The sequence below is a fragment of the Rhodonellum psychrophilum GCM71 = DSM 17998 genome (assembly GCF_000381545.1).
In the GTDB taxonomy this organism is placed as follows: domain Bacteria; phylum Bacteroidota; class Bacteroidia; order Cytophagales; family Cyclobacteriaceae; genus Rhodonellum; species Rhodonellum psychrophilum.
This window is the reverse complement of sequence record NZ_KB906676.1, coordinates 220,268-243,376: the sequence shown is the minus strand read 5'-3', so window position 1 is coordinate 243,376 and position 23,109 is coordinate 220,268. Positions and strand designations below refer to the sequence as shown.

Here is a 23,109-nt window from a genome sequence, read left to right as displayed (position 1 = left end):
AAAAAAAATTAAAATCCTCATTAATAGACTCGAAAATTATCCAATAAATCAAAAAATGAAGAAAACTGATATTAAGAGATTGAATTAATACCCTGTTTTTTTAAATTAAACAGTTCAAAAAGAAAAAGCCCTTCATTCTACAACCTGTAGAATGAAGGGCTTCAAAATAAACTGTCTGATTTGTCTACTTTTCCATCATGGCAAACTCTTTTGCAAAATAACTCAGAATGACATTTGCCCCTGCTCTTTTTATGCTGGTCAGGGATTCCAACATTGCTTTTTCCCCGTCTATCCAACCCCTTTCTGCGGCAGCTTTGACCATGGAGTATTCTCCGCTGACATTGTAGGCCGCAATGGGCAGGTTGGAATTGTCCTTGAGCAATTTGATAATATCCAAATAAGCCAATGCCGGCTTCACCATCAAAAAATCCGCTCCTTCCTCAGTGTCGAGCTGCGCCTCAATCAAGGCCTCTGAATGATTTGCGAAATCCATCTGGTATGTCTTTTTGTCACCCATTTTAGGCGCTGAATCCAGTGCATCCCTGAATGGACCATAAAATGCACTGGCATATTTGGCCGTGTACGACATGATAGAGACATCTGTGAAGCCATTTTCATCTAACACCTTCCGGATATACCCGACACGGCCATCCATCATGTCCGAAGGCCCCAAAATGTCCGCTCCGGCCCTGGCCTGCGCCAATGACATTCTTCCGAGGATTTCCAGCGTCTCATCATTGAGGATCTTGCCCTTTTCGACAAGGCCGTCATGGCCATCTGAACTGTATGGATCCATGGCCACATCCGTCATCACGCATGCCTCAGGAAAGGTCGTCTTTATTTTATGAATTGCTTTCAGGTAAAAAGTTTCAGGATTATGGCTTTCTGTCGCAAATCGGTCCTTCTTGCTTTCTGGATAGGCCGGAAAGATATCAAATGCCATAATGCCGAGCTCCATGCAAATTTCTATTTCCTTCAACATCAAGTCCAAAGAATACCTGTAAATCCCCGGCATGGAAGAAACCTCCACTTTTTGATTGATTCCCTCTATCAAAAACATGGGGAAAATAAAATCCTTGACAGAAAGCCTGGTTTCTTCCACCATATTCCGAATGGCTTGGGACTTTCTGTTTCTTCTGGGTCTTTTTAACATATCGTTATAATATCATTTGATCACAAAGGTAAGGTAATGATAGTAAAATGGGTATCCGGACCGGAAAGTTTCAAATATCCGCTTTCTTTAAAATGAAAAAGGAGGTCAACTGAAAAACGATCAGGTAAATCACAAGCACCAAAATCAATCCCTTCGGAAATCCCCCCAAATTATACAAATCATTCATCAGCTCCATGGGACGGAAATACTTGAGGTGATCCACTCCATTTTGCGCCTCATTCAATTTCCCCATCAAACCAAGGATCATTTCCACAAAAACCAAGGCAAAATAGATCAGGATTGGCCACAAAGCTCTCCCAAATAAATTGACCAAAAACACCGCGAAAAAACCCCAGGTAAACAGACTGAGGAAAAATCCCAAGAACGAAACAGCATTGATTCCAATAAAAAATGAAAAGTCACCCGTGGTGATCAGGGAAAGACCTGTGAGAGAAACAAAAGCCAGAATCAACATCGAAAGCACATAAAGCGCCACCAGGACAACCTGCGAAATGAAAAGCTCATGTCTTTTGTATCCATTCAACAAGCGCTTTCTGTTCACATTGTTGTCAAACTCCCTCGAGGCAGCGACGATCACTCCCCAAAAAACGAATTTCGTCGCTACAGAATGATAAAAGCCGAGCAAAGTCTGACCATCCAAATTTTGCAACAAAAGGTCCCCCACAACCAAGGGCAATACGAAATTCGTCAACACAAACAGCCCCGTGAAAATATAATAATCCGTTCGGGCCAATTTATAAACCTCTATTTTTACCAGTCTATCGAAATGCATCTTGCTTAAAGTTTGTTGGTGAGTGCGGATTCCAAGCTGTCAAATTTACCTAAAACGGCTTCTTGGGAGCCATGGAAAACCAATTCCCCTTTCTTTAATATCAGAAAATGGGTACATACCTTTTGGATTTCCTCGAGGTAATGGCTAGAGAGCACGATCGTTTTTCCCTGTCTTTTCAACTCCATGATCAATTCCCTGATAAAAATAACTCCTTCAGGATCCAAGCCGTTCGTCGGCTCATCCATGATGACCAATTCCGGATCAGAAAGCAATGCGTCAGCGATTTCCAACCGCTTTTTCATGCCGTAGGAAAAACTTTTGAAGGGCTTACTCCCTACTTCACCAAGTCCTACCTTTTCCAGTAATTCGTCCACTTTAGCAAGCGGTACATTTTTGGTCATCGCGGAAATGGTCAGGTTTTTTTTCGCAGAAATGCCTGCATAAAAATTCCCTTGGTCCAAGATCACTCCCACTTTGGCCCTGACATCCTCGGGATTGGTCTGCCCAAAAATTGAAAAAGAACCTGAGTTGGGCTTCCTTAATCCCAACAAAATACTGAACAGCGTGGTCTTCCCACTCCCATTTGGACCAACCACACCCAAGACCTGTCCTTTTTCAACAACAAAGGACACCTCATTTAGCGCCAGCTGTTTGCCGTACCTTTTACTGAGATGCTCAACCGAAATAATTCTTTCTGTCATAAAACAAACTTTTCATATCCGAAAGCTAAAAATTTATCGGGAATGCATTTCTAAGGTTCATACATTAGTTTTCCCCCAATGGGAAAATTCTGACTTAATATTGAAATAAAGCTGATTCCAACACCCTCGGCAACATGGCAATTAGCGCTTTCCCCAAACAAAAAAAGCAGGCCTTCGAAAGGACCTGCTTTTTTGTTTGGGAGAAATATTCTTTAAAAATTGATTTGCGCCTGAAGCCTGAGCAAACTGCCTTTTTGGCGATTGTCTGGATTTAGAGAGTTTTCAAAGGTCCTGTCTGAAATCGTGTACATCGCCACCAGCTCAAACGCTTTGTGTGGCTGCCATTCCACGCCGATTTCGAGTTCATTCACCCGATGTTTGGCCGCATCCAATTCATGCTTTTTCCCACCTTTATAATAGTGGTAGCGGGAAAAAGGAATGAAGATATCGTTTCCTTTTTTGAGAAAATATGAAGCCATCACATACCCGCCACGAAGCGGGGCATCCTTCACAGTATTGCTCTCAGGATCATATTCGGGCCCCCTTCCCCAATTGAATTCTGCCTGCAAGCCAAAGGGCTGCGGATAAACGATAATGGAAGTCCCATATCTGTATTCCGAAAATTCAGTCTGGACAAAATCTGTTGCGGGATTTCTATTGATCACAAACTTCCCGGTATATCCTTGAAGGGAGCCTTCGATGATTTGCCCGGAGGGCAATTCAAAAGGATAAGTCAATCTGGACACCACATGTAGGGAATTGTTTTTGTCTGGCATGTTGGCCGTTTGCCCATTATATACACCGATTCCAAAAACGCCATAGTCGCCTGATCCTTTCAAACCTGAGGAAACAAGATAGCTGAATCTTTTCCTGATTTCGGAAGGCGCATAATAGAACATGACGCCAATATCCCGTTCATTGGCTACGGCAGAGTTCAGCCCGTCATTTCGATCAAGTGGGATTCTGTTTTGGCTGGATTGAAGGTTTTCGAATCCAAAAGGAACTTTGCTCTGCCCGATTCTCAGCCTGAATTCCTGTTTTGCATCCAAGCCCAAGTCAAAATAAGCATCCCTAATCTGGGCAAAATTATTTCCCCCAGAGGCAAGGTCCGGTTGAATATAGAAATACACCCTTTCGTGGATCTGACCATAAAAGACCAAACGGATTCTGCGAAAGAAAAAACCCCCGTTTTCTCCCCAGGACTTATCGCATTGGTCGCATTTGAGATCGGGATTTGTTTCGAGAAGTCGGTTGTACCTCAACTGTGCATATCCGCGAAGTTGGATGGTTTCGTACCAAGGCTTCTTGACAATTTGAACAGGGGATTCTTTTTTCAATGAGTCTTCACCAGCGTCTCTTGCAAAAACGTCAGTGAAAGCCAATACCATGCAGGCAAAGGCAATAGCGAACTTAAATCGCATACAGGAAAGGAATTAAAATAAATGATTTTTTATACAGCGCTGCAAAATTGCAAATCAAATATTTCTTTATAATGAATCAAATATTACCAATTTGTTATGGGCAAAAGCCTCAAAAATCAAAACGAAAACCCAACCCTCCTATCCAGCAGTGCTTAACATTAAAATATTGCGTTTCTAAGGTGTTTTATATGTTACGCAATTGTTAAACCCTCGATAAATGTTAAGAAATTTTTATCCGAAAGTTACCAAAATCAGCCAGCTGCGATCAGATTTCGTACATCAACAGCGGTAATTTCCGTATAATCGTTGATGTAAAGGTCGCAAATCGGAAGTTCTTCCACAGTGTGTGAGGACAAGACACCGACCACCTTCATGCCCGCATTTTTGGCCGCCGAAACACCAGAAAAAGAATCTTCGAACACCACGCAGGAAGCAATATCCACTTTGAGATTGCTGGCAGACTTGAGGTAGACCTCTGGATCAGGCTTGTGTTTGGTGACATTCTCACTTGCCATTACAGATTCCATCCTGGTAAACAAGTCCAAATGTCCTCCTATCAACTCCATGTTTGCAAATGGCGCCGAAGTGGCAACAGCAGTCAAAAACTGATGGGTTCTCAAAGAATCAAAAAACTCCAAAAAGCCGGCAATCGGATTCACTTGGTCCTTGTAGATTTCCCTGAAAAGGCTTTCTTTTTCATCCTCCAATTCCAAAAGCTCCTGACCTTCGATTTTCCTTCCAAAAAAGTGGCTCATGATATAGGAATTGCTCTTTCCGTACATGTGTTGGGCAAATTCTGCTTCGGTGGGATGCATATTCCTTTTTGCAAAAAAGGATTGGAAGGCCAAGGAATGGAAGGGATTTGTATGACAAATGACACCGTCCATGTCGAAGATTACTGCTTTTTTCATTTTTCAATAGGTTTTAAAGAATGCACAAAGCTAGGGAATGAAATGAAAAAACCCTCCAAGGCTTAAAACTCTTGGAGGGCTCTCTTTCAATTTGGGATCAAACAATCATCCAAATCCTATTTATTTTTCAAACGCCTTCACCACCTTCTCGATGATGTCGCAGCATTCGTGTAGTTGCTCTTCGGTCATCACCAATGGCGGAGCGAAGCGGATAATATTGCCATGGGTAGGTTTGGCGAGTAGACCATTGTCCTTCAGGGCCACACACATGTCCCAAGCTGTGCTGCTGTCTTCGGAATCATTGACCACGACGGCATTCAGCAAACCCTTGCCTCTAACGAGGTTGAGGATTTTGTATTTATCCACCAAAATCTGCATTCTTTCCCTGAAAATTTTACCTAACTTTCTTGCGTTTTGGGCGAGTTTTTCATCTTTTACTACTTCCAATGCGGCAATTGCGACCTTTGCTCCCAATGGATTTCCTCCGAAAGTGGAGCCGTGCTGGCCCGGCTTGATGACTTCCATGATGTGGTTGTCTGCCAATACTGCCGACACCGGATAAAAGCCGCCGGAAATCGCCTTTCCCAAGATCAGCATGTCGGGCTGGGTATACGTCTCTTGCTTTTCGCAATGTCCTTCACAGGTACAGTTGCCACAGACAGCCAGTAGTGATCCTGTACGTGCTATTCCTGTCTGGATCTCATCCGCTATAAAAAGTACGTTTTTGGCCTTGCAGGCATCCGCTGCTTTCCGGAGATAATCCTGGGCAGGTGTGTACACCCCTGCCTCTCCCTGAATGGGCTCTACAAGGAATGCAACAATATTTTTATCTTCCAACGCCGATTCCAGCGCCGCGATATCATCATAAGGTATCTTGACAAAACCCGGGGTAAAGGGTCCGAAATTTTTTCTTGCATTCTCGTCATTCGAAAAAGAAATGACGGTGGTGGTCCTACCATGGAAATTATTTTCGGCCACGATAATCACAGCCTCATGGGCTTCAACACCCTTTTTCTCATAGCCCCATTTTCTGGCAATTTTGAGAGCGGTTTCCACTCCTTCAGCACCGGTATTCATAGGAAGCACTTTGTCAAAGCCAAAATATTCGGTAATATATTTTTCAAAAGGGCCCAATACATCGTTGTAAAATGCCCTGGAAGTCAAAGTGAGTGTTCCCGCTTGCTCCACAAGTGCTTGCAAAATCCGAGGATGGCAATGGCCCTGATTCACAGCGGAATAGGCAGAAAGAAAATCATAATATCGCTTGCCTTCCACGTCCCAAAGGAAAACCCCTTCGCCTCTTTTCAACACCACTGGCAAGGGATGATAATTATGCGCACCGTATTTGTCCTCCAGCACGATGGCTTGTTCACTCGAATTTATGGTTTCCATCATAAAATTTGTATTTTTAAAGTTCGAAAGGGAAACATCAATAATCGAATCCCTTTGTACAAATATAGCAAAAGCCCTTTAGGATAAAGAATGCAGCACAAAAAGAAACCAAATCAGCCACTTACGTTGATCCCAGGTGATTATTACCTCAACGAAAACGGCATGATGGTCTTCACCGCAGCCTATCATCTGAGAAGAGGGACATGCTGCGGAAGCGGGTGCAAGCATTGCCCATATCCAGTGGCGAAAGAAGAATCTCACGATTTAGGCAAATAATTTCGACGCCTCTCTTGGTAATTGCCGAAAACTTCCGATATTTGCAAACTCAATTGTAAAAACGTCTTAAATAATACGATCATATATCATGGCAAGAGTTTGTGACATCACCGGAAAAAGACCTCAATCAGGTAACAACGTATCACATGCGAACAATAAAACCAAGCGTAAATTTTATCCAAATTTGCATAAGAAAAGTTTTTACGTTCCCGAAGAAGATTCTTGGATTACGCTGAAAGTTTGTTCAAAAGCCTTGAGAACCATCAATAAGAATGGGATCAGTGCCGTTTTGAAAAAAGCTCAGGAAAAGGGTTTCATTATCATCAAATAAGAAATAAGATATACTCTTACTAATAAAAAGACAGAGCGATGGCTAAGAAAGGTAATAGAGTACAAGTGATTATGGAATGCACAGAGCATAAAACTTCTGGTCTTCCAGGTACTTCAAGATACATCACAACCAAAAACCGTAAGAATACTACCGAAAGATTGGAATTGAAGAAATTCAACCCGATCATGAAGAAAGTAACGGTTCACAAAGAAATTAAATAATTTTAGGACATAGTACTGCAACTTCGCAGGATATTTAACCTCAAAAAAATGGCTAAGAAAGTAGTAGCAACCCTGAAAAAAGAAGGTGGCGTAACTTATGCTAAGGTGATCAGAGCCGTAAGGTCTGAAAAAACCGGAGCTTATACCTTCAGAGAAGAAATGGTTCCGGCCGCATTGGTTCAGGAAACATTGAAGAAATAATTGCAAGACCAAGGTTTTTCCTTGTTTTGTAAAATATAAAGTCCCCCCGGGTAAGTCTCAGGAGGGACTTTTTTGTTATATTCGGGCTCAAATTGACATAAATTATGGGAATTTTCGGTTTCTTTTCGAAAGAAAAAAAGGAAAGTCTTGACCAAGGCCTACAAAAATCCAGTGAGAATATTTTTTCTAAGTTAAGCAAGGCTGTCATTGGCAAATCCAAAGTGGATGAGGATGTCCTCGATCAACTTGAAGAAATCCTCATCACGGCAGATGTGGGGGTGGACACCACCATCAAGGTCATTCGCAGAATCGAAGAAAGGGTGGCAAAGGACAAATACCTCAGCACGGGAGAACTCGACGTCATCCTTAAGGAAGAAATCGCTGCACTTTTAGAGGAAAACAATACGGAAGATCTTTCCAACTTTGACCTACCCAAAGACAAAAAACCTTATGTGATCATGGTCGTAGGCGTCAATGGAGTGGGCAAAACCACCACCATTGGCAAACTGGCCCACCAGTTCAAGCAAGCGGGGAAATCCGTTGTCTTGGGCGCAGCGGATACTTTTAGGGCGGCCGCTGTCGATCAATTGATCCTGTGGGGAGAGCGTGTCGATGTACCGGTAATCTCCCATGGCATGAATACAGATCCTGCCGCGGTGGCTTTTGATACGGTGAAAAAAGCCGTGGAAATGAATGCCGACGTGGTGATCATCGATACGGCCGGCAGGCTGCACACCAAAGTAAACCTAATGAACGAATTGACCAAAATCAAAAGGGTCATGCAGAAATTCATTGACGATGCCCCACACGAGGTGCTCCTCGTCTTGGATGGATCCACGGGGCAAAACGCCTTTCTTCAAGCGAAGGAATTCACCAGAGCGACAGACATCACTGCACTGGCCATCACCAAACTGGACGGGACGGCCAAAGGTGGCGTCGTGATCGGCATCTCCGACCAATTCAAAATCCCTGTAAAATACATAGGTGTGGGTGAAAAAATGACGGATTTACAGGTTTTCAACAGAAAGGAATTTGTGGATTCTCTATTTAAGAAAAAGTAGATAAAATTTCAATTCAACACAAAAGGCACAAAGGATTCATTCTTTGTGCCTTTTTTCGTTACAATTGAATTCTCAAATACGCTTCCCTATCATCGCTGTCCTGTTCTGCCAGTTTCAGATAAAACCCATTGGGGGTTGAAAAGCCAGTAGTCAGGATCTTTCTGTTGTCGAAAAACAATTCAGCAACCTTGTTGAAATCTTGGTCCAGCACAATAAAACTGCTTTCGTTTTTGAATTTGTCTTCCTCCAGTTTGTATGTCTGAATATCCACATATCTCCAAAATCTTTTTCGGTAGGGATCAAATTGTGTCCCTTTGTACCTGCTGGTTTCCATACTCGGAAGAAAAACCGTCCATTCACCTCTTGGTTCCGTTTTCCCCTTTTGGAAAGTCAAGGATCGAGTGCTTCCCCCATCTACCCAAAGGGTTTGGTCAGTATCCAACAGCAGCAAGGAATCATTTGCAGCAAAACTGATAACGAAAAGACCTTTATCTTCCAGATAAGTATGTGAAAACATTCCTAGTTCGGGGTCATCATAGTATTCCTTATAGATTTCGGGATATCCAAAACCCACCGTTGCAAAATCTCCCGTCTGGGTATCAAGTTTCCATAACCAATCCCGGTAGGACATGTTGGCTGCTTTCAGGACAAAAGGCACATCCGCCAATACCAATACTTTGCTCTCCGCATTATAGGACATCTCATTGCCGTTCATGGTGGAAAAATTAGCACCAAGCCTCTCTCCCGGCACAGCAGGCAAAAGATATCTACGCACTACTTTTCCTCCAAGATCTGTATGAACAATCTCTTTTTGATCTGAAATGAAAAACAATCCATCATCCGTAATCAGGGTTCCTGAAATATAAGCACCTATTCCATCAGGGCCTTCGGCAAAGAAGTTGGTACTCGAAATCAATTTTCCGGAGGGGTATGCGTATTGCAGAAGCCTATTGGCCGACCAGCAATAAAGTAAACTGCTGTCACTTTTTTCAAAAAAGCTAAATTTTGTCGGGAGATTTTTTGTGAATTCATCCTTTTCAAAGTAGAGCGTATCGGTAATGAATTCGGTCAATTCCCGAGATATAAATTCAGGTGATTTGGGTTCCCTAGAACTGCAGGAAAAAATAAAAAACGAAAGAAGCCAGAAATACTTACCCATATCCTATTATAGTACTTAAAATGGTTTTTCAACTATTGACAGTAAAACTCAGTTTTTATAATGAGGCTAATTTAACCATAATGGCTTGAAATGAAATAGCTAAAGTGTCTCCTCCGATCGGAAAAGTCTCCTGACCATCCTAAACAAAAAACCTCTGCGTGGCGACAATGTCCTCACAGTCTATCAGAAATCCTTTACTTGATTTGGGCCTAAGCGTACGCTTTATTTCTATGCAAAAACTTCAAGCTTAACCTCCAATACCAAATCAATTTCTGCATCTGCCGCTATCTTGATATACCAATAATACGCTTCTTTCAGCAGGCAAGAAAACATGTTCTCAATAACAAAACCTTCCCAGCTAGCAGCTGCAACAGGATGACTCAGGAGCGCATCCAAATTGGGCCAATATTGTCTTCCCTACCTGCCTTGGTCCGATAATCACCACAGCAGGAAAATTCTCCATTAATTCCTTGCGTTCAGCAAATTTCTTTCTTCAAATCAACCTTGTAAATTTTAAATCATATTTTAAATTTACAAGGTTGATTGATTAGTTTTTTTTGCAATTTTAGCAGTTGGAATAGAAGGCATTCAATATCCTGATGATCATCTTAATACATCATTTTTTTACCTCTTTCTTCCTAAATCTACACTTTATCCGAAACTCGATTTTGGAATGGAATTGTTCAAGTTATTCTTCCACCAAAATTAGACCTACGGTGCCTGGAATTTGTCAATCTTTCTCCGAAGACTATTCGTGACCACGAACTAAAGAGGATGTTTTTACTATGGAGAAGCCTTTATTCCGAATTATCCAATGCCGCTATCTTCAGGTAAATTTCTGAGTCATATTTGACCAATCTCAGTGTATTCCCATGATTGTCCAGATTCAAAATAGTGTAGGGAAGTAGCATTTCGGTCATTTCACCATTCTCACGCTGCAGGGTGATCAGCTCTATGAAATTCAGCCCCTTGTCATTTCTCTTCAAAACCCTATGGTGAAAAAGAATATCATCTCCCGTAACCACAAGACTCTTGTATCCATCATTCTGGTAATTCACTCTTTCGGCCTGCGGAATAGAAAAAAAGGCTTCTGTATCCCCATTATACGGTGGGTGATATTGAAAACTTCTATTCTTTGACTGATTTAAAGGAAGGGAGTCAATTGATTTTGATTCCAAATTCAGGATGGACAAATGAGTGCTTAAGTTTTCTACATAATATATTTTCCCAGCATGGGCACCAATCTTTATTTCAAGAGGGAAATCCATTTCTTTAGAAAATACGCGTTCCAACTCCTTGGATTTCAAATTATAGGTATGCACGGATGACATTCTACCGTCGTTTAATGCCCTGTCAACGGTTCCAATAACAAGCCCATGCTCCGAATAAGAAACAACATCAACAACGCTTTTATCTTTTGAAATTGGGATTTTATGCTCGCTTAAAAGATTTCCGTCCAAATCGAATAATTTCAGGGTATTATCAGATTGATAAAAAAACAAGTCATCTCCATGGAATCCGAAAAAATCCGTTGCATTGCGGATTTGAAAAATGCCACTTGGATCTCCGCTTGTTTCACTTAAATTAATTTCCCAAAGAACCTCCCCATTCGAATTGACGGCATAGCAATCTCCTATCATTTTGGCAAAAAGAAAAAACACCCCCTCTTTGTACAAAGCCATAAAATTAAACCGATCATATTTTGATAGGGAAACAAGGGGAGTGACATTCACCGAATCCTTTTGAATCAGATAGTCATTTTCAACGTAAACAACTTTTTCCATACAGGAAATAGCGGCCATCGTAATCAACAGAAAAATCCATACTTTATTCAGTAATCGCGTTTTCATAAGCAAAGTCAGTGGGTTCAAGTTCGGTAATCATCCAATGGCCATCTTGGTCTTTGGAGATCAGCTGCGGCAAAGAAACATAAACCTCCAACGCAAGCAATTCCTGCGAAGAGATATAATAAAGTGGTTCGTGGTTTATTAATGTACCAATTTTCTTCCTTTGATTGGAAATGATAAAGATATCGATATCCCCAACTTCCAAATAGCGAGTCACCATCTCTGTATAGTAAGCCCTGCAGGAACTGCAATGATCCCAATTAATCAGGAGTAATCTTTTGCCAGAAAGAGCCTTTTTTATTTTTAGATCCTGAATCCAGGAGTTCCCATCGCTTTTGGCGACACAGTTTGTAAAGTAAATTAAGACAAGGATGACATAAACGTATCGAATCATTTCCCCTTAGATAAAAATGTCAATTTGGATTTTTTCTTCCTCTATTTCATTGTTCCAATAATTGGTTCTGGGAATGCAGAGACCCCTCTCAGAAACGAAGGCCGTGAATATGCTGTAAATCGACCCTTGGAATCTGGTTTCAGAGACAACTTCCATGTCTGCATTCAGCTTGATAATACTGAAGGGAGAGCGATTAAAAGCAATTGAATTTTTATCTTCATTTTGGTTGAATTCCCTCGGATGGACTACGATCCTATAATAACATGCTCTGTACCCATCATATAGCAATCTTCTATATTGACCTGATTGAACCGCATGTCGTAAATGCTCCTCACTGTCGAGATTTCTCTTCATTGGGAGAATCTCTTTTACATATTGACTCTTTGCAGAAAAGGATTTTTTCAGCTGAAAATCCAAATCATAGACAAATAAACTATCTGAAGCGTGGAATGAAACCACCCAGTCATTCTCATTGTTTTTTATCCACGAAAACATGGCATGATAAGTACTCCAGCCCTTGTTGGTATAGCTTTTTGGAAAAGTAAAACTTTCCATTTCCTCCAAATGATTTGTTCCTAGATCATATACTCCGGACAATTTCATGTCATTTTGAAAATTTTCAGGATCCGAAGTATCAAAGAAACCGACCACCCCATAATAAATCTTATTCCCTACCAGTTGGCTGCTGATATTCGGTAGGCTATAATGATTTAATCCATACTTGTATGTCATCATATTGTCAGGGGTGAGCGATGCCTGCAAAGCACCCTCATTGTTCAGCAACTGGGTATTTTTAAAACTATTTTGATTGAATACAAAAATGGAATCCCTTCCCGCCATTAGAAATGCATAAGGATCCGATATACCATACGGCCCTTCTGAAGGGATTGGAAATCTTTTGGATAAATTACCGGATTCCAGATCATAGGTATCGAAACTCTTGTTTTGCTTATTCAACACACAAAGCAATTCTCGACCGTTCTCATTTACGACTTGATGACTGAAAAACTCATAAGTGGAATACTCGTCCAAATGGAGCATCATTGAACCTGCAAGTTCAAGTGCTGGACCTTGATGAGCAACGCGATCGGAATCCTCGAGCTTATTGGAGGTGCAGGAGATCAATATGCACGCAAGGATTGCGGGGGAAAACACATTCTTCATGAAAAATGACATTTGATTCTGATTTTATTTAAAACAAAAAGCGCAAGTCCATTGGCAATCTGCAGGACAGGGAAATCTTTCCATTTGATTGATGCCCGGACAACTAATCTTTATCAAATTAAAACCTAAAAATTTCATTCGCAAATTTCGTCTGGACAGGAAAGCTAAAACATGTACATTTTGAACTTTTAAAAGCTAAAAAAACCAAATATTGTTCTGATATACTAATCCCCCCCCTGAAAACTAATAATTCATAAGTAAATTGCCTATTTTTAGTTTATGAAACTTTTTTTGAGGTTTTGAAAAAAATCTTTAAAAAAATATCTGAACCTGATCAATTAACAAAATTACCCAAATTTACAGGTGGTTTTCAAAACTTGATCCACTTCCATAATGGGCCAAGCATTAGAAAGAAATAGCTGACAGATCAAAAGACAACAAAAAAAGCCCCCAAGGTTTGATCCCCTCGGAGGCTTTTGCAATTCATCTATTTCTAATTCTTCTTTCGATCTGAAATCTTATCTATTTTCAACCTTGATCTTTTCCCAAGAATGGATATTTGTAATCCACAGCAGAGACAAAGGTCTCTTTGATTGTTCTTGGAGAAACCCAACGCAGTAAATTGATCATCGAACCTGCCTTGTCATTGGTACCGGAAGCTCTTGCTCCACCAAATGGTTGCTGACCAACGACTGCTCCTGTCGGTTTGTCATTGATGTAGAAGTTACCAGCAGCATTTCTGAGCTTTTTGGTGGCCAATTCGATCGCATAGCGGTCTTGGGAGAATACCGCTCCAGTCAATGCGTAGGGAGATGTCTGATCCACCAATTCCAAAGCGGTCTCAAAATGCTCTGCATTGTACACATAAATGGTCAGAACAGGCCCGAAGATTTCTTCACACATGGTGGTGTACATTGGGTCTTCGACGACAATTACCGTTGGCTCGATGAAATACCCTTTTGACTTGTCATAATTTCCACCCGCGATGATTTCCACTCCATCTGCATTCTTGGCATTGTCAATGTATTTGGCGATTTTATCGAAGGATTTTTCATCGATAACGGCATTGATGAAATTGGTGAAATCTTCCGTTCCTCCCATTTTCATGGATTTCAAATCCTCTACCAAAAAGGTTTTTACATCATCCCAAATATTCGTTGGGATGTATGCCCTTGAAGCGGCAGAACATTTTTGTCCCTGATATTCAAAAGCGCCCCTTGACAGACCCACGGCAACGGCTTTGGCATGCGCAGATTTGTGTGCAATGACGAAATCCTTCCCGCCGGTTTCCCCGACGATTCTTGGATAGGATTTGTAGTTCTGGATATTGGCACCGATCGTCTTCCAAATGTTCTGGAAAACGCCAGTAGAACCCGTAAAGTGAATCCCTGCAAAGCGAGGATGATTGAAGATAATATTGCCTGCAGTAGGTCCATCGACATAGATCAAGTTGATCACACCATCAGGTACGCCAGCTTCCTTGAAGACATCCATCAAGACTTTTGCAGAGTAAATCTGCGTGTAAGCAGGTTTCCAGACGATGGTATTGCCCATCATGGCGGCAGAAGTTGGCAGATTTCCCGCAATCGCGGTGAAGTTGAAAGGCGTCAAGGCGAAAATAAAGCCCTCAAGTGGTCTTTGTTCCAGTCTATTCCAAACACCATCACCCGAAACCGGAGGTTGCTGTGCATAAATCTCGGTCATGTACAGCACATTGAATCTCAAAAAGTCAATGAATTCACAAGCTGCATCGATTTCAGCCTGCATCGCATTTTTGGATTGACCAAGCATGGTTGCGGCGTTGATCTTTGCCCTGTATGGTCCAGCTAAAAGATCTGCGGCTTTCAAGAAAATAGCAGCTCTTTGTTCCCATTCCATGGATTCCCAAGCTTCTTTTGCTCCCAAAGCAGCATTGATAGCCTGTTCCACATGCGAAGCATCGCCTTCATGAAAATAGCCAAGAATATGCTGGTGGTCATGAGGTGGAGACATGGACTTTTTCTTGCCTGTTCTCACTTCCTCAGAACCAATGTACATCGGCACATCTATTTCTTGGGCTCTGAATTCTTTAAGTGTTTTTTGTAATTCTATTCTTTCAGGGGAACCCGGTGCGTAAGCCTTTACAGGTTCGTTTTTGGGTGTAGGGACATTAAAAAAACCTTTAAGCATATTATTTGGCGTTTATTTGATTTCTGAATATGACAAATATAAGAAACTAGGCTTGGAATGCCTTTTTTATCCTATTCTTTTATCCAGGTCATGAAGGACAATGGGGAAATGCGCTATTCGCCTACCGCTGTAAAAATAATTCAGAGATAATCATTCAGTCAATGACCAAGTTTGACCCGTTTTATGCATTACCAATTCAATTCCAGCCTAAAAACACCTCATAATCAGCCGGTTGTTTTTATTTTTGACTTCACCATATTGGCATTTGCCTTAATCCCCAAATAGTCTGGTTTTCTTGCGGTTTCAACCCCAATCAGGAAGCGGAATGCATATTTGGGGTTTAAAAAATATTCATTTAGTTTTACCCCATGCAGAACACAAGGATTAGCTTAATCGTGGCCATCATTATTTTTATGCTTCCCCTTTCCGGAATCAGTCAAGACGAAACCAAAAGAGAGGCGGTTTTTCTGGAAGGCTTAGGTTCGGGGATTCTTTATTCCTTCAACTATGACTGGCGATTCAAAGATCAGGCAAATGGTTTGGGTGCGAAGGTTGGTCTGGGGTACACCGCTATCGATGGATATAGCGTTACTACCCTTCCTTTTGCGGTTAATTATCTGGTAGGTCGGAAAAGGAATTTTCTGGAGCTTGGATTGGGGGCAACGGTTTTATTTTTGTCTAGAACCAATTCCACCTTCACATCTTCGGCCCCCCGGTTAACTGCAAGTGGTCTATTGTTCAATGGCATCATTGGTTACAGAAGAGTGGCTCAATCGGGATTTCTTTTGCGAGCGGGTTTAACCCCTTTCTTTTCTTCCGATCCTGCGCAACTCCTTGCACCTCAGGTTTCCATTGGTTATGCTTTTTAAGCCGAAATATGCATTGAAATTCCTAATGAGGATGTGACTGATAGAAAATCAGTTTATTTGCGAGAATGACGTATCTACCCGATATGGTGAAGTCAATAATCAGACAAAAACTGGTTATGAAGCAATTTTAGGCTGGATTAGAAATGGCAATGCAGTACAGGGGTTTAAAGAAAAATCCCGGCTTTTGGCCCTATGAAAATTCCTCTTGTATTGAGATTTTTGTCCAGAAAGATCCCTCCTTGTATTCCCAAACTCACTTTATTGGCGATGATTTTTTTCACAGCGTATGTCAGGGGAAAGTGAATGCCTGTCTCAATATCCCGGTTCCATGAAATGGAGGTGTAAAGCCCCCTCTCTTCATCAAAGTTTCCGGCAACATAATTCTCACTGGTTTCGATATATCCTCCAATTCCAGCACCCAGACTTGCTTCAATTTGATAAGGAAATATGACTTTCCTTTGAAAAGTAAAGTATAAATGATCTGATTTGACCCTTCCGGACGTGATGAAATCGCCAAAGGAAAGTGGCGTAGCTGCCAATGACGCTCTATCAAAATTAAAAACTGAATGATTGATAACCGTACCCATTTCCCAATGATCACTGAGCTGGTACATCAAGCCAATATTCATATTGAATCCTTGTTTAGGCAATTCAAATTTAATTTGATTGGGTACTCTGTAACTGCCAAAGCCTAGGCTTAAATCGAGTTTTTGTCCATTTACTTGAAACAGCACACAGGCGAGAAGTAAGATGGTTAATCCAGATCTTTTCATACTTGATTAAATTTAAAATCTATAACTGACCTCAGGACCTAAGTGAAATCCGCCAAAAATATAAAAAGGGGTTAGGAAGACGCCGGACTTGATACCGATGATTACATTTTTTGATATTTCCCTGTTGAGATTGATCTCAATAGGCATCGTAAAATCTCGTTTGTAATCTTTTTCCCCAGACAAATAATTCACTTCACCTTCCCAATGCTCCAAAAAATATCCGATTCCAGTTCCTACATGGATTTGCCAATCATTTTTGAGTTTAAACTTCCGTAGAAAAACAAAAGAAACAGCATTGAAGCTTGCTCTGGATCTTTCTCTCTCGTATCGCTGCCCATTGATACGCTCTTCTGCTCCTGCCGGAGAAAAATGGAAATTTCCATGGAAATAATTTGAAGAGAGGGCGTGTTTTTCATTGAAATGGTAATTGAATTTCACGCCTGTGCTAGGCCCCATTCCCCCATCTACATAATACCAAAAATCAATCGGTGTAAACACCCCTCCGTGAATACCGATATCATAGTACTGTGCAGAAACGCCAATTGAACAGAGGCTGAAAGTCAGAAACAATAAAATTTTCTTCATGGTCCTTAATTTACCTCAAAACTAAGGATTTATCAATTAGGGTTACAGAAAATCTTCCAATTCTTTCAAATGTTTGATGGTATGGGTGGGCTTTATTTCTATCCCTTTGCCGTGTGGATCAAAATAGACCTGATCAATATTTGCATTGATGGCTCCGAGAATATCTGAATTGGGATTGTCTCCGATCATGATGACCTCCTGATTGTTGATCCCAAGATGATCCAAGGCATATTGAAAAATTCTTGCATCTGGCTTTTTGTGGCCTGTTGTCTCTGATGTCACGATCAAGTCAAAATAGGGATTCAATCCGGAAGCATGAAGTTTTTTGGACTGGCTTTCATTGAACCCATTGGTGATGATGTGCATGGGATAATTGGGTTTCAGATAATCCAAAATCTCCATTGCATAGGGAAGAAGGTAATTCTTTGAAGAAGTCCGATGCATAAAGTCAGGCTCGAGAAGTGCGGGGACACTTTCCGGGTCAACTCCTGCATTTTCGAAAATCAACTTGAAGCGGGTTTCGCGAAGGCTGTCTCTGTCTATTTTACCGACATCATAGAGTGCCCAAAGTTTGAAATTTACGTTGTAAAAAGCCTGAATCAGTGCCTTTGCGTCAGTTATCCCCAGTTCATTTAATTGATGAACATCATGGAGTTCGGTCAGGGATTCCTGAACATTGCGGTCATAATCCCAAAGGGTATGATCCAAATCGAAGAAAATATGTTGGTATCGTTTCACTCAGTTTTATTTACGGTAAGGATTGTTCTGGATCTTGTTGGTCGCCAATTCCCGATTGGAATGTAGGATTTCGTAGACCTCCTGATCCTTGATCAGGTTGATGTCCTTTTGTATAAACTTAAAAATCTGAATAATGATTTCAGTTGCCTCTTCTAAGAGGTAATAAAAAATCCATTGGTCCACCCTTCGGCTTCCGACCAGGCCTGCATTTTTGAGATAGGCCAAGTGCCTGCTTGTCTTGGTTTGGGTAAAGTCGAGGATATGCTCCAAGTCTGAGATAGACAGTTCTTTGTTGTGGATCAAAAGATGTACTATCCTGACGCGTGGCTCCTCGGACAAGGCTTTGAAAACCCGCATTCCATAATTCAAACTGATGTTTTTTAGTCTCATTAATAACTTTTAACGAAGAAATATGGTTTGAAATTAATAAAATCATACGGAAATAGGCTATTATAGTGGTTTAATTTGAAAGCTTTTGAAAACCCGCTACGCCGTAAGCCGTAATTATAAAGAAAAACGACATTGAAAATAAAACCAACACATATCGTCCTTTTTACATTCTTTGCCCTACTCTTTCTGGGAATGGAAAAAACCCAAGCTCAGGATCAAAAGGAAAGAAAGGTAATACAATTGTCAGGGATCATCCTGAATTCGGACAGTACAGACGCTGTGCCGGGAGTAAACGTATATGTGCCCAAAAAAGGAAGAGGAACCAGTAGTGGTAGATTCGGATATTTTTCCATGCCAGTGCTCGAAGGTGATAGTGTGGTCTTTAGTTTTATCGGTCTCAAAAGGCAAACCTACGTGGTGCCCAAGCAGATGGTAGACGATAAAATCAGCTTGATCCTCACGATGCAGGATGACGAAATTACTTTGGCAGAAATTGAGGTCATGCCTTATCCCACCGAGGATGAATTTAAAAGGGCCGTTTTGGCCATGAATTACGAAGCGCCAATGTCCATCGACAGCCGTGGAAATTTGAGTCCTGCGACTTTGCTCAGATGGGCGGAAAACATGCCAGCCTCAGGAAACGAGAATTTCCGGGGATTCCAACAGGGTCAGGTCATGCAGATCCAGGACCGATATGGACCGAGACCCTTCAGATTGCTTGATCCATTTGCTTGGTCACAATTTATCCAGTCCATCAAAAGAGGTGACTTGAAGAAGAAGGATTAGAAAGTCAAACAAAGACTGCTTGTAATCAAGGAGAAATTCAACAATTACAAAAACAAGTATCGATTGAATCTCGAAATAATCTGGGAAGAAAAACCATTCATTTTATAATCCCCATTCAAATCAAAAGGCCTCAGAAAATATTTTCTGAGGCCTTTTGATTTCCCTTTAACCCGCTTTATGCAATACGAACTCAATTCAATATTGGAATTAACAGATAATCAGTTAGTTTAAACTATTGATAAATCCACCATTTTGGTGTCATAAAGTATACTCCCAAGGGTCTGATTTTCTTTCCATTTCAATCCCACTTGGAAACCTACTGCATATTACGGGATTAACCTCGATTTCCTTTATCCGAGAATTGAAGGATTAAATTTATGTATGGCTAGAATTTAGACAGACCAACTCCAAAAGAAGTGAATTCCTCCCATCTTGAGCACTTATAATTTCTGCAAAACACCATCTTCTTTCATCAATTTTTCGATGTCAGCCACCGTCCTAGGCACGAATTGGCTGAGGTTTAGATTTCCTGTTTCCGTGATCAGGATATTGTCTTCAATCCGGACGCCGATTTTCCACCATTTGGGATCGCAATTGCTTCCTTCCGGAATATAAATTCCCGGCTCCACGGTCAATACCATTCCCGGCATCAATTTGCCGTAGGCGCCCCTATCGTGTACATCGAGTCCCAAATGATGGCCAATTCCGTGTGGGAAATAGGGATGCCGCTCTCCTTCCTTGATGATCCCCAAGTCCACCAATCCCTTGTCGATGATCTGCTTGGCCACAAGCCCAACATCTCGGAAATCCTCTCCGACCTTACACGCTTCAGTTCCCGCCTCCAAGGCCTTCAACACGATTTCATAAATGGCTTTTTCTTCTTTGGAAAAAACGCCTTTCACCGGAACAGTCCGCGTGATGTCTCCTGAATATCCTCTGTATTCCGCCCCAACATCCATCAGGATGACACCATCCTGGAGTTCTCGCTTGTCATTGTCTACATAATGAAGAATACAGCTGTTGTTCCCGGCACCCACGATAGAGCCATAACCGATGTCTTCCGCACCCATTGCTTTGTGGACAAACTCGTGCACGCCCTGGATCGCCCGCTCGGAAACACCGGGCTGGATGGACTTGATGGCTTCGATGTGTGCCATGCCCGATATTTCAATGGCTTTTTTCAATATTGTCAATTCCTCCTCCGACTTGATCACCCGCAACTGGTTCATCATCTTATCCAAAGCCATTGCCGCGGGTTTGGCTGGCGAAGGATTGTTGGTGTAAAAAACCTCCATCATGCCATTCAAAGTCGCATTGTGTCGCCCTCCCTCTGTTTGACTTTTGGCCGGCGAAAGCACTTGTGCAAACTTTGAAAGATCCATTGCGGGGGATTTCATGAATTCACTGTTCAAAAATACGGCTTCCAGCCCCAGTTTTTCCTGAACACCCTCCACGCCCAATCGCGCACCTTCCCATTGTTCGGTTCGGGGATCTCTGGCGGGAACGAAGATAAATTCATCCGCACTGCCATTTCCAAAACCTTGGGGAGATTTAAAGACCACCAAAACAGCATTCGGTTCTCTAAAACCCGTCAAGTAATAAAAATCAGAATTGGGCCTGAAGGCAAAATCAGTGTCATTGGACCTGTTTTTGATCGGGTTGGTGAAGAAAACAGCGACGGAATTTTCCGGCATCAGCGCCCTTAGGGCTTGGCGGCGTTCTTTATGGAAAGCCGGACTCAAGCCATCGTCAAACCAGGATTGGCCATTGGCCGTGGTATTCCATCCAAAAAACCCAAAAAGGAAGGCAAAAAGAAAACATTTCAAAGTCTTTGTCATCTCGATATAATTATTGATTTCGGTATTCGAAAGATAACATTCCTTTCAAAATAATTTAAACCGTCGATCAAAAAATGGTGTTGACCTTCCTAAACCAATTATTGACAGCCCATCCAAGGCAAAGTGCATTTAACAAAATCTTAATCTGTCCTTCTTTTTGAATCCCTATCTTTGCCTCAACCAAAAATCAACGCATTATGAAGAGTACCTTATTGACCATATTCCTTGGACTGATATTGACTTCAGCCACATTTGGCCAAAAAACCGAAAAACCCGCAGGAAAACCAAAGCTTGTCGTTGGCATCGTAGTGGATCAGATGCGTCAGGAATATTTTTACAAATACCAAGACAGGTACACTGAAGGCGGTTTCAAAAGGCTGATGAATGAAGGATTCATGATGAAAAACGGCCATTACAATTATATCCCAACCTATACCGGTCCTGGTCACGCCTCTGTTTACACAGGAGCCACCCCTTCCACACATGGTATTATCGGAAACAATTGGTATGTACCCAGCTTGGGACGCAGCATCTATTGTGCGGAAGACAGCACAGTGACCGCAGTGGGAGGTTCGGCGGAAAATGGAAAAATCTCACCGAGAAACATGTTGTCCACCACCATTTCGGACGAAATGCGGTTTGCCAGCAACAAGCGGTCAAAAGTGGTAGGCATCGCCATCAAAGACCGTGGCGCTGCTCTTCCTGCAGGGCACATGGGAGACGCTTATTGGTTTGACAGCAAAACCGGTAATTTCATGACTTCAAATTACTATTATGACACATTGCCTAAGTGGGTGAGTGCATTCAATGAAAAGGAATTGGCCAAAAAATACCTTTCCCAGAAATGGGAACCTCTATTCCCCATCGCCACTTATACCCAAAGCATTGCAGATGACAATGAATTTGAGGGGCCGTTTATCGGCATGACATCTCCTTCATTCCCCTATGATCTGCCTGCCTTGATGCAAGACAATGGAGAATTTGGATTGATCTCCACCACACCTTACGGAAATTCACTTACCCTTGACATGGCGTATGCCGCTTTGGAAGGTGAGCAACTGGGCAAAAGAGGCGAGATGGATTTATTGGCTGTGAGCTTCTCCTCACCCGATTATATTGGACACCGATTTGGGCCGTCCTCAGTAGAGGTTGAGGATACGTATCTCAAGCTTGACAGGGAAATGGAAAAATTCCTGAATTACTTGGACAAGGAATATGGTAAGGGGGAATATTTGGTTTTCTTAACCGCTGACCATGCCGTAGCCGACATTGTGGACTACATGAAAAGCGAAAATATCCCTGCTGGGAATTTCAACTCCAGATTTATTTTAACACAACTAAGAGGTTTTTCCCAAGCCCAATTCGGAGAAGGAAATTGGATTTTGAATTTCTCCAACGAACAGGTTTTTCTGAACAAAGCTTTGGCGAAGGAGAAAGGATTGGATGATGAGAAGATGCAAAGACAAATCGCCGAATTCCTTTTGGGATTTGAAGGGATCAAGGAAGTCTACACTGCTACCGACCTGAGAAGAAACGAGTACCTTTTTGGGAGAAAAAACTTGTTACAGATGGGATACAACCACAAGGCTTCCGGAGATTTATTATTGATCCTTGAGCCAGCCTGGCTGAGCAATTCTTACAAGGGAACGACGCACGGTACGGGTTATACTTACGATACGCATGTTCCGATCGTATTCTTTGGATGGAATATCCAGCCTGGCAGCAGCAGCAGATATGCGACCGTCACGGATATCGCTCCCACCCTTTCGGTATTGCTCGAAACCAGATTGCCAAACGGAGCCACGGGACATCCGATTCTAGAAATTACAGATAAGAAATAATCCGACTTATACCAAAACAGAAAAGCCGGAAAGGCTGAAAGCTCAGGAAAAATCTCCTTTGTCTTTCAGCCTTTCCGGCTATTTTTTTTGAAAGC

At 41.9% G+C, this 23,109-nt stretch carries 25 protein-coding genes; 8 read left to right on the top strand and 17 right to left on the bottom strand.

What is annotated here, in order from left to right:
- Positions 1 to 184: 184 nt before the first annotated feature.
- The 6 genes from hemB to rocD all read right to left on the bottom strand — a co-directional run bounded on the left by hemB (position 185) and on the right by rocD (position 6,374).
- Positions 185 to 1,153, bottom strand: coding sequence for a porphobilinogen synthase (gene hemB / locus F824_RS0108970; protein WP_019597546.1), 969 nt, complete (start codon positions 1,151 to 1,153; stop codon positions 185 to 187).
- A gap of 70 nt (positions 1,154 to 1,223) precedes the next feature.
- The gene (locus F824_RS0108965; protein WP_019597545.1) at positions 1,224 to 1,946 is read right to left on the bottom strand and encodes a hypothetical protein; all 723 of its coding nucleotides are present in this window, start codon (positions 1,944 to 1,946) and stop codon (positions 1,224 to 1,226) included.
- 5 nt (positions 1,947 to 1,951) lie between these two features.
- Positions 1,952 to 2,647: an ABC transporter ATP-binding protein gene (locus F824_RS25715; RefSeq protein WP_019597544.1), complete on the bottom strand. Its 696-nt coding sequence runs from the start codon at positions 2,645 to 2,647 to the stop codon at positions 1,952 to 1,954.
- A gap of 212 nt (positions 2,648 to 2,859) precedes the next feature.
- On the bottom strand, positions 2,860 to 4,068 hold the full coding sequence (locus F824_RS0108955; protein WP_026333595.1) for a porin: 1,209 nt from the start codon (positions 4,066 to 4,068) through the stop codon (positions 2,860 to 2,862).
- Between the two features lie 251 nt (positions 4,069 to 4,319).
- Positions 4,320 to 4,979, bottom strand: coding sequence for an HAD family hydrolase (locus tag F824_RS0108950; protein WP_019597542.1), 660 nt, complete (start codon positions 4,977 to 4,979; stop codon positions 4,320 to 4,322).
- Positions 4,980 to 5,099: 120 nt separating this feature from the next.
- Positions 5,100 to 6,374, bottom strand: coding sequence for an ornithine--oxo-acid transaminase (gene rocD, locus F824_RS0108945; RefSeq protein WP_019597541.1), 1,275 nt, complete (start codon positions 6,372 to 6,374; stop codon positions 5,100 to 5,102).
- A gap of 87 nt (positions 6,375 to 6,461) precedes the next feature.
- Between rocD and F824_RS27165 the strand changes: the two genes are divergently transcribed.
- The 5 genes from F824_RS27165 to ftsY all read left to right on the top strand — a co-directional run bounded on the left by F824_RS27165 (position 6,462) and on the right by ftsY (position 8,461).
- Positions 6,462 to 6,647 (top strand): DUF5522 domain-containing protein, encoded by a 186-nt coding sequence (locus tag F824_RS27165; RefSeq protein ID WP_081624985.1) that lies wholly within the window; start codon positions 6,462 to 6,464, stop codon positions 6,645 to 6,647.
- Positions 6,648 to 6,735: 88 nt separating this feature from the next.
- Positions 6,736 to 6,978, top strand: coding sequence for a 50S ribosomal protein L28 (gene rpmB, locus F824_RS0108940; protein ID WP_019597540.1), 243 nt, complete (start codon positions 6,736 to 6,738; stop codon positions 6,976 to 6,978).
- A 38-nt stretch (positions 6,979 to 7,016) separates the two neighbouring features.
- Positions 7,017 to 7,199, top strand: a complete 183-nt coding sequence (rpmG, locus tag F824_RS27160) for a 50S ribosomal protein L33 (RefSeq protein ID WP_035075268.1) — start codon at positions 7,017 to 7,019, stop codon at positions 7,197 to 7,199.
- A gap of 48 nt (positions 7,200 to 7,247) precedes the next feature.
- A complete protein-coding gene (locus tag F824_RS27155; RefSeq protein ID WP_019597539.1) occupies positions 7,248 to 7,400 on the top strand; it encodes a DUF4295 domain-containing protein in 153 nt (50 codons plus the stop codon).
- Positions 7,401 to 7,504: 104 nt separating this feature from the next.
- Positions 7,505 to 8,461 (top strand): signal recognition particle-docking protein FtsY, encoded by a 957-nt coding sequence (ftsY, locus tag F824_RS0108930; RefSeq protein ID WP_019597538.1) that lies wholly within the window; start codon positions 7,505 to 7,507, stop codon positions 8,459 to 8,461.
- Between the two features lie 58 nt (positions 8,462 to 8,519).
- Here the strand turns inward: ftsY and F824_RS0108925 are convergent, their stop codons facing one another.
- The 6 genes from F824_RS0108925 to pruA form a co-directional block, all read right to left on the bottom strand.
- Positions 8,520 to 9,533: a DUF4221 family protein gene (locus F824_RS0108925; RefSeq protein ID WP_236613152.1), complete on the bottom strand. Its 1,014-nt coding sequence runs from the start codon at positions 9,531 to 9,533 to the stop codon at positions 8,520 to 8,522.
- Positions 9,534 to 9,848: 315 nt separating this feature from the next.
- Positions 9,849 to 10,016 (bottom strand): hypothetical protein, encoded by a 168-nt coding sequence (locus tag F824_RS27460; protein WP_019597536.1) that lies wholly within the window; start codon positions 10,014 to 10,016, stop codon positions 9,849 to 9,851.
- 401 nt (positions 10,017 to 10,417) lie between these two features.
- Positions 10,418 to 11,470 carry a hypothetical protein gene (locus F824_RS0108915; RefSeq protein WP_019597535.1) on the bottom strand — a complete coding sequence of 351 codons (1,053 nt, stop codon included), beginning with the start codon at positions 11,468 to 11,470 and terminating at the stop codon, positions 10,418 to 10,420.
- Complete coding sequence (locus F824_RS0108910) at positions 11,448 to 11,861, bottom strand: hypothetical protein (RefSeq protein WP_019597534.1); 414 nt, start codon at positions 11,859 to 11,861, stop codon at positions 11,448 to 11,450. The genes F824_RS0108915 and F824_RS0108910 overlap by 23 nt, the downstream gene beginning before the upstream one ends.
- A 6-nt stretch (positions 11,862 to 11,867) precedes the next feature.
- Positions 11,868 to 13,025 (bottom strand): DUF4221 family protein, encoded by a 1,158-nt coding sequence (locus F824_RS0108905; protein ID WP_161629722.1) that lies wholly within the window; start codon positions 13,023 to 13,025, stop codon positions 11,868 to 11,870.
- A 528-nt stretch (positions 13,026 to 13,553) separates the two neighbouring features.
- Complete coding sequence (pruA, locus tag F824_RS0108900) at positions 13,554 to 15,194, bottom strand: L-glutamate gamma-semialdehyde dehydrogenase (protein WP_019597532.1); 1,641 nt, start codon at positions 15,192 to 15,194, stop codon at positions 13,554 to 13,556.
- Between the two features lie 368 nt (positions 15,195 to 15,562).
- Here pruA and F824_RS0108895 point away from each other — a divergent pair, with 368 nt between their 5' ends.
- A complete protein-coding gene (locus F824_RS0108895; RefSeq protein WP_019597531.1) occupies positions 15,563 to 16,063 on the top strand; it encodes a hypothetical protein in 501 nt (166 codons plus the stop codon).
- A 164-nt stretch (positions 16,064 to 16,227) separates the two neighbouring features.
- On the opposite strand, the gene F824_RS0108890 is transcribed toward F824_RS0108895, so the two are convergent.
- Genes F824_RS0108890 through F824_RS0108875 form a run of 4 tightly spaced genes read right to left on the bottom strand, consistent with a single transcriptional unit; the run spans position 16,228 to position 18,549 of the window.
- Positions 16,228 to 16,836: a hypothetical protein gene (locus F824_RS0108890; RefSeq protein ID WP_019597530.1), complete on the bottom strand. Its 609-nt coding sequence runs from the start codon at positions 16,834 to 16,836 to the stop codon at positions 16,228 to 16,230.
- Between the two features lie 12 nt (positions 16,837 to 16,848).
- A complete protein-coding gene (locus tag F824_RS0108885; RefSeq protein ID WP_019597529.1) occupies positions 16,849 to 17,421 on the bottom strand; it encodes a hypothetical protein in 573 nt (190 codons plus the stop codon).
- Positions 17,422 to 17,463: 42 nt separating this feature from the next.
- Positions 17,464 to 18,159, bottom strand: coding sequence for a YjjG family noncanonical pyrimidine nucleotidase (locus tag F824_RS0108880; protein WP_026333594.1), 696 nt, complete (start codon positions 18,157 to 18,159; stop codon positions 17,464 to 17,466).
- A gap of 6 nt (positions 18,160 to 18,165) precedes the next feature.
- Entirely contained in the window at positions 18,166 to 18,549 is a 384-nt protein-coding gene (locus F824_RS0108875; protein WP_019597527.1) for an ArsR/SmtB family transcription factor, read from the bottom strand.
- Between the two features lie 192 nt (positions 18,550 to 18,741).
- Between F824_RS0108875 and F824_RS0108870 the strand changes: the two genes are divergently transcribed.
- Entirely contained in the window at positions 18,742 to 19,335 is a 594-nt protein-coding gene (locus F824_RS0108870; RefSeq protein WP_019597526.1) for a carboxypeptidase-like regulatory domain-containing protein, read from the top strand.
- Between the two features lie 440 nt (positions 19,336 to 19,775).
- Here the strand turns inward: F824_RS0108870 and F824_RS0108865 are convergent, their stop codons facing one another.
- Positions 19,776 to 21,173, bottom strand: a complete 1,398-nt coding sequence (locus tag F824_RS0108865) for an aminopeptidase P N-terminal domain-containing protein (protein WP_019597525.1) — start codon at positions 21,171 to 21,173, stop codon at positions 19,776 to 19,778.
- A 197-nt stretch (positions 21,174 to 21,370) separates the two neighbouring features.
- Here F824_RS0108865 and pafA point away from each other — a divergent pair, with 197 nt between their 5' ends.
- Entirely contained in the window at positions 21,371 to 23,014 is a 1,644-nt protein-coding gene (gene pafA / locus F824_RS0108860; protein ID WP_019597524.1) for an alkaline phosphatase PafA, read from the top strand.
- The last annotated feature ends 95 nt before the right edge of the window (positions 23,015 to 23,109 follow it).

Excerpts from the sequence above, each read along its gene's own strand:
- F824_RS0108910 (WP_019597534.1), bottom strand. The coding sequence starts at position 11,861 with ATGATTCGATACGTTTATGTCATCCTTGTCTTAATTTACTTTACAAAC.
- F824_RS0108905 (WP_161629722.1), bottom strand. The coding sequence starts at position 13,025 with ATGAAGAATGTGTTTTCCCCCGCAATCCTTGCGTGCATATTGATCTCC.
- F824_RS27155 (WP_019597539.1), top strand. The coding sequence starts at position 7,248 with ATGGCTAAGAAAGTAGTAGCAACCCTGAAAAAAGAAGGTGGCGTAACT.
- F824_RS0108915 (WP_019597535.1), bottom strand. The coding sequence starts at position 11,470 with ATGAAAACGCGATTACTGAATAAAGTATGGATTTTTCTGTTGATTACG.
- pruA (WP_019597532.1), bottom strand. The coding sequence starts at position 15,194 with ATGCTTAAAGGTTTTTTTAATGTCCCTACACCCAAAAACGAACCTGTA.
- F824_RS0108870 (WP_019597526.1), top strand. The coding sequence starts at position 18,742 with ATGGAAAAAACCCAAGCTCAGGATCAAAAGGAAAGAAAGGTAATACAA.
- F824_RS0108885 (WP_019597529.1), bottom strand. The coding sequence starts at position 17,421 with ATGAAGAAAATTTTATTGTTTCTGACTTTCAGCCTCTGTTCAATTGGC.
- F824_RS27165 (WP_081624985.1), top strand. The coding sequence starts at position 6,462 with ATGCAGCACAAAAAGAAACCAAATCAGCCACTTACGTTGATCCCAGGT.
- hemB (WP_019597546.1), bottom strand. The coding sequence starts at position 1,153 with ATGTTAAAAAGACCCAGAAGAAACAGAAAGTCCCAAGCCATTCGGAAT.
- pafA (WP_019597524.1), top strand. The coding sequence starts at position 21,371 with ATGAAGAGTACCTTATTGACCATATTCCTTGGACTGATATTGACTTCA.
- F824_RS25715 (WP_019597544.1), bottom strand. The coding sequence starts at position 2,647 with ATGACAGAAAGAATTATTTCGGTTGAGCATCTCAGTAAAAGGTACGGC.
- F824_RS0108890 (WP_019597530.1), bottom strand. The coding sequence starts at position 16,836 with ATGAAAAGATCTGGATTAACCATCTTACTTCTCGCCTGTGTGCTGTTT.
- ftsY (WP_019597538.1), top strand. The coding sequence starts at position 7,505 with ATGGGAATTTTCGGTTTCTTTTCGAAAGAAAAAAAGGAAAGTCTTGAC.
- F824_RS0108865 (WP_019597525.1), bottom strand. The coding sequence starts at position 21,173 with ATGACAAAGACTTTGAAATGTTTTCTTTTTGCCTTCCTTTTTGGGTTT.
- F824_RS0108965 (WP_019597545.1), bottom strand. The coding sequence starts at position 1,946 with ATGCATTTCGATAGACTGGTAAAAATAGAGGTTTATAAATTGGCCCGA.
- F824_RS0108950 (WP_019597542.1), bottom strand. The coding sequence starts at position 4,979 with ATGAAAAAAGCAGTAATCTTCGACATGGACGGTGTCATTTGTCATACA.
- rpmG (WP_035075268.1), top strand. The coding sequence starts at position 7,017 with ATGGCTAAGAAAGGTAATAGAGTACAAGTGATTATGGAATGCACAGAG.
- F824_RS0108875 (WP_019597527.1), bottom strand. The coding sequence starts at position 18,549 with ATGAGACTAAAAAACATCAGTTTGAATTATGGAATGCGGGTTTTCAAA.
- F824_RS0108895 (WP_019597531.1), top strand. The coding sequence starts at position 15,563 with ATGCAGAACACAAGGATTAGCTTAATCGTGGCCATCATTATTTTTATG.
- rpmB (WP_019597540.1), top strand. The coding sequence starts at position 6,736 with ATGGCAAGAGTTTGTGACATCACCGGAAAAAGACCTCAATCAGGTAAC.
- rocD (WP_019597541.1), bottom strand. The coding sequence starts at position 6,374 with ATGATGGAAACCATAAATTCGAGTGAACAAGCCATCGTGCTGGAGGAC.
- F824_RS0108955 (WP_026333595.1), bottom strand. The coding sequence starts at position 4,068 with ATGCGATTTAAGTTCGCTATTGCCTTTGCCTGCATGGTATTGGCTTTC.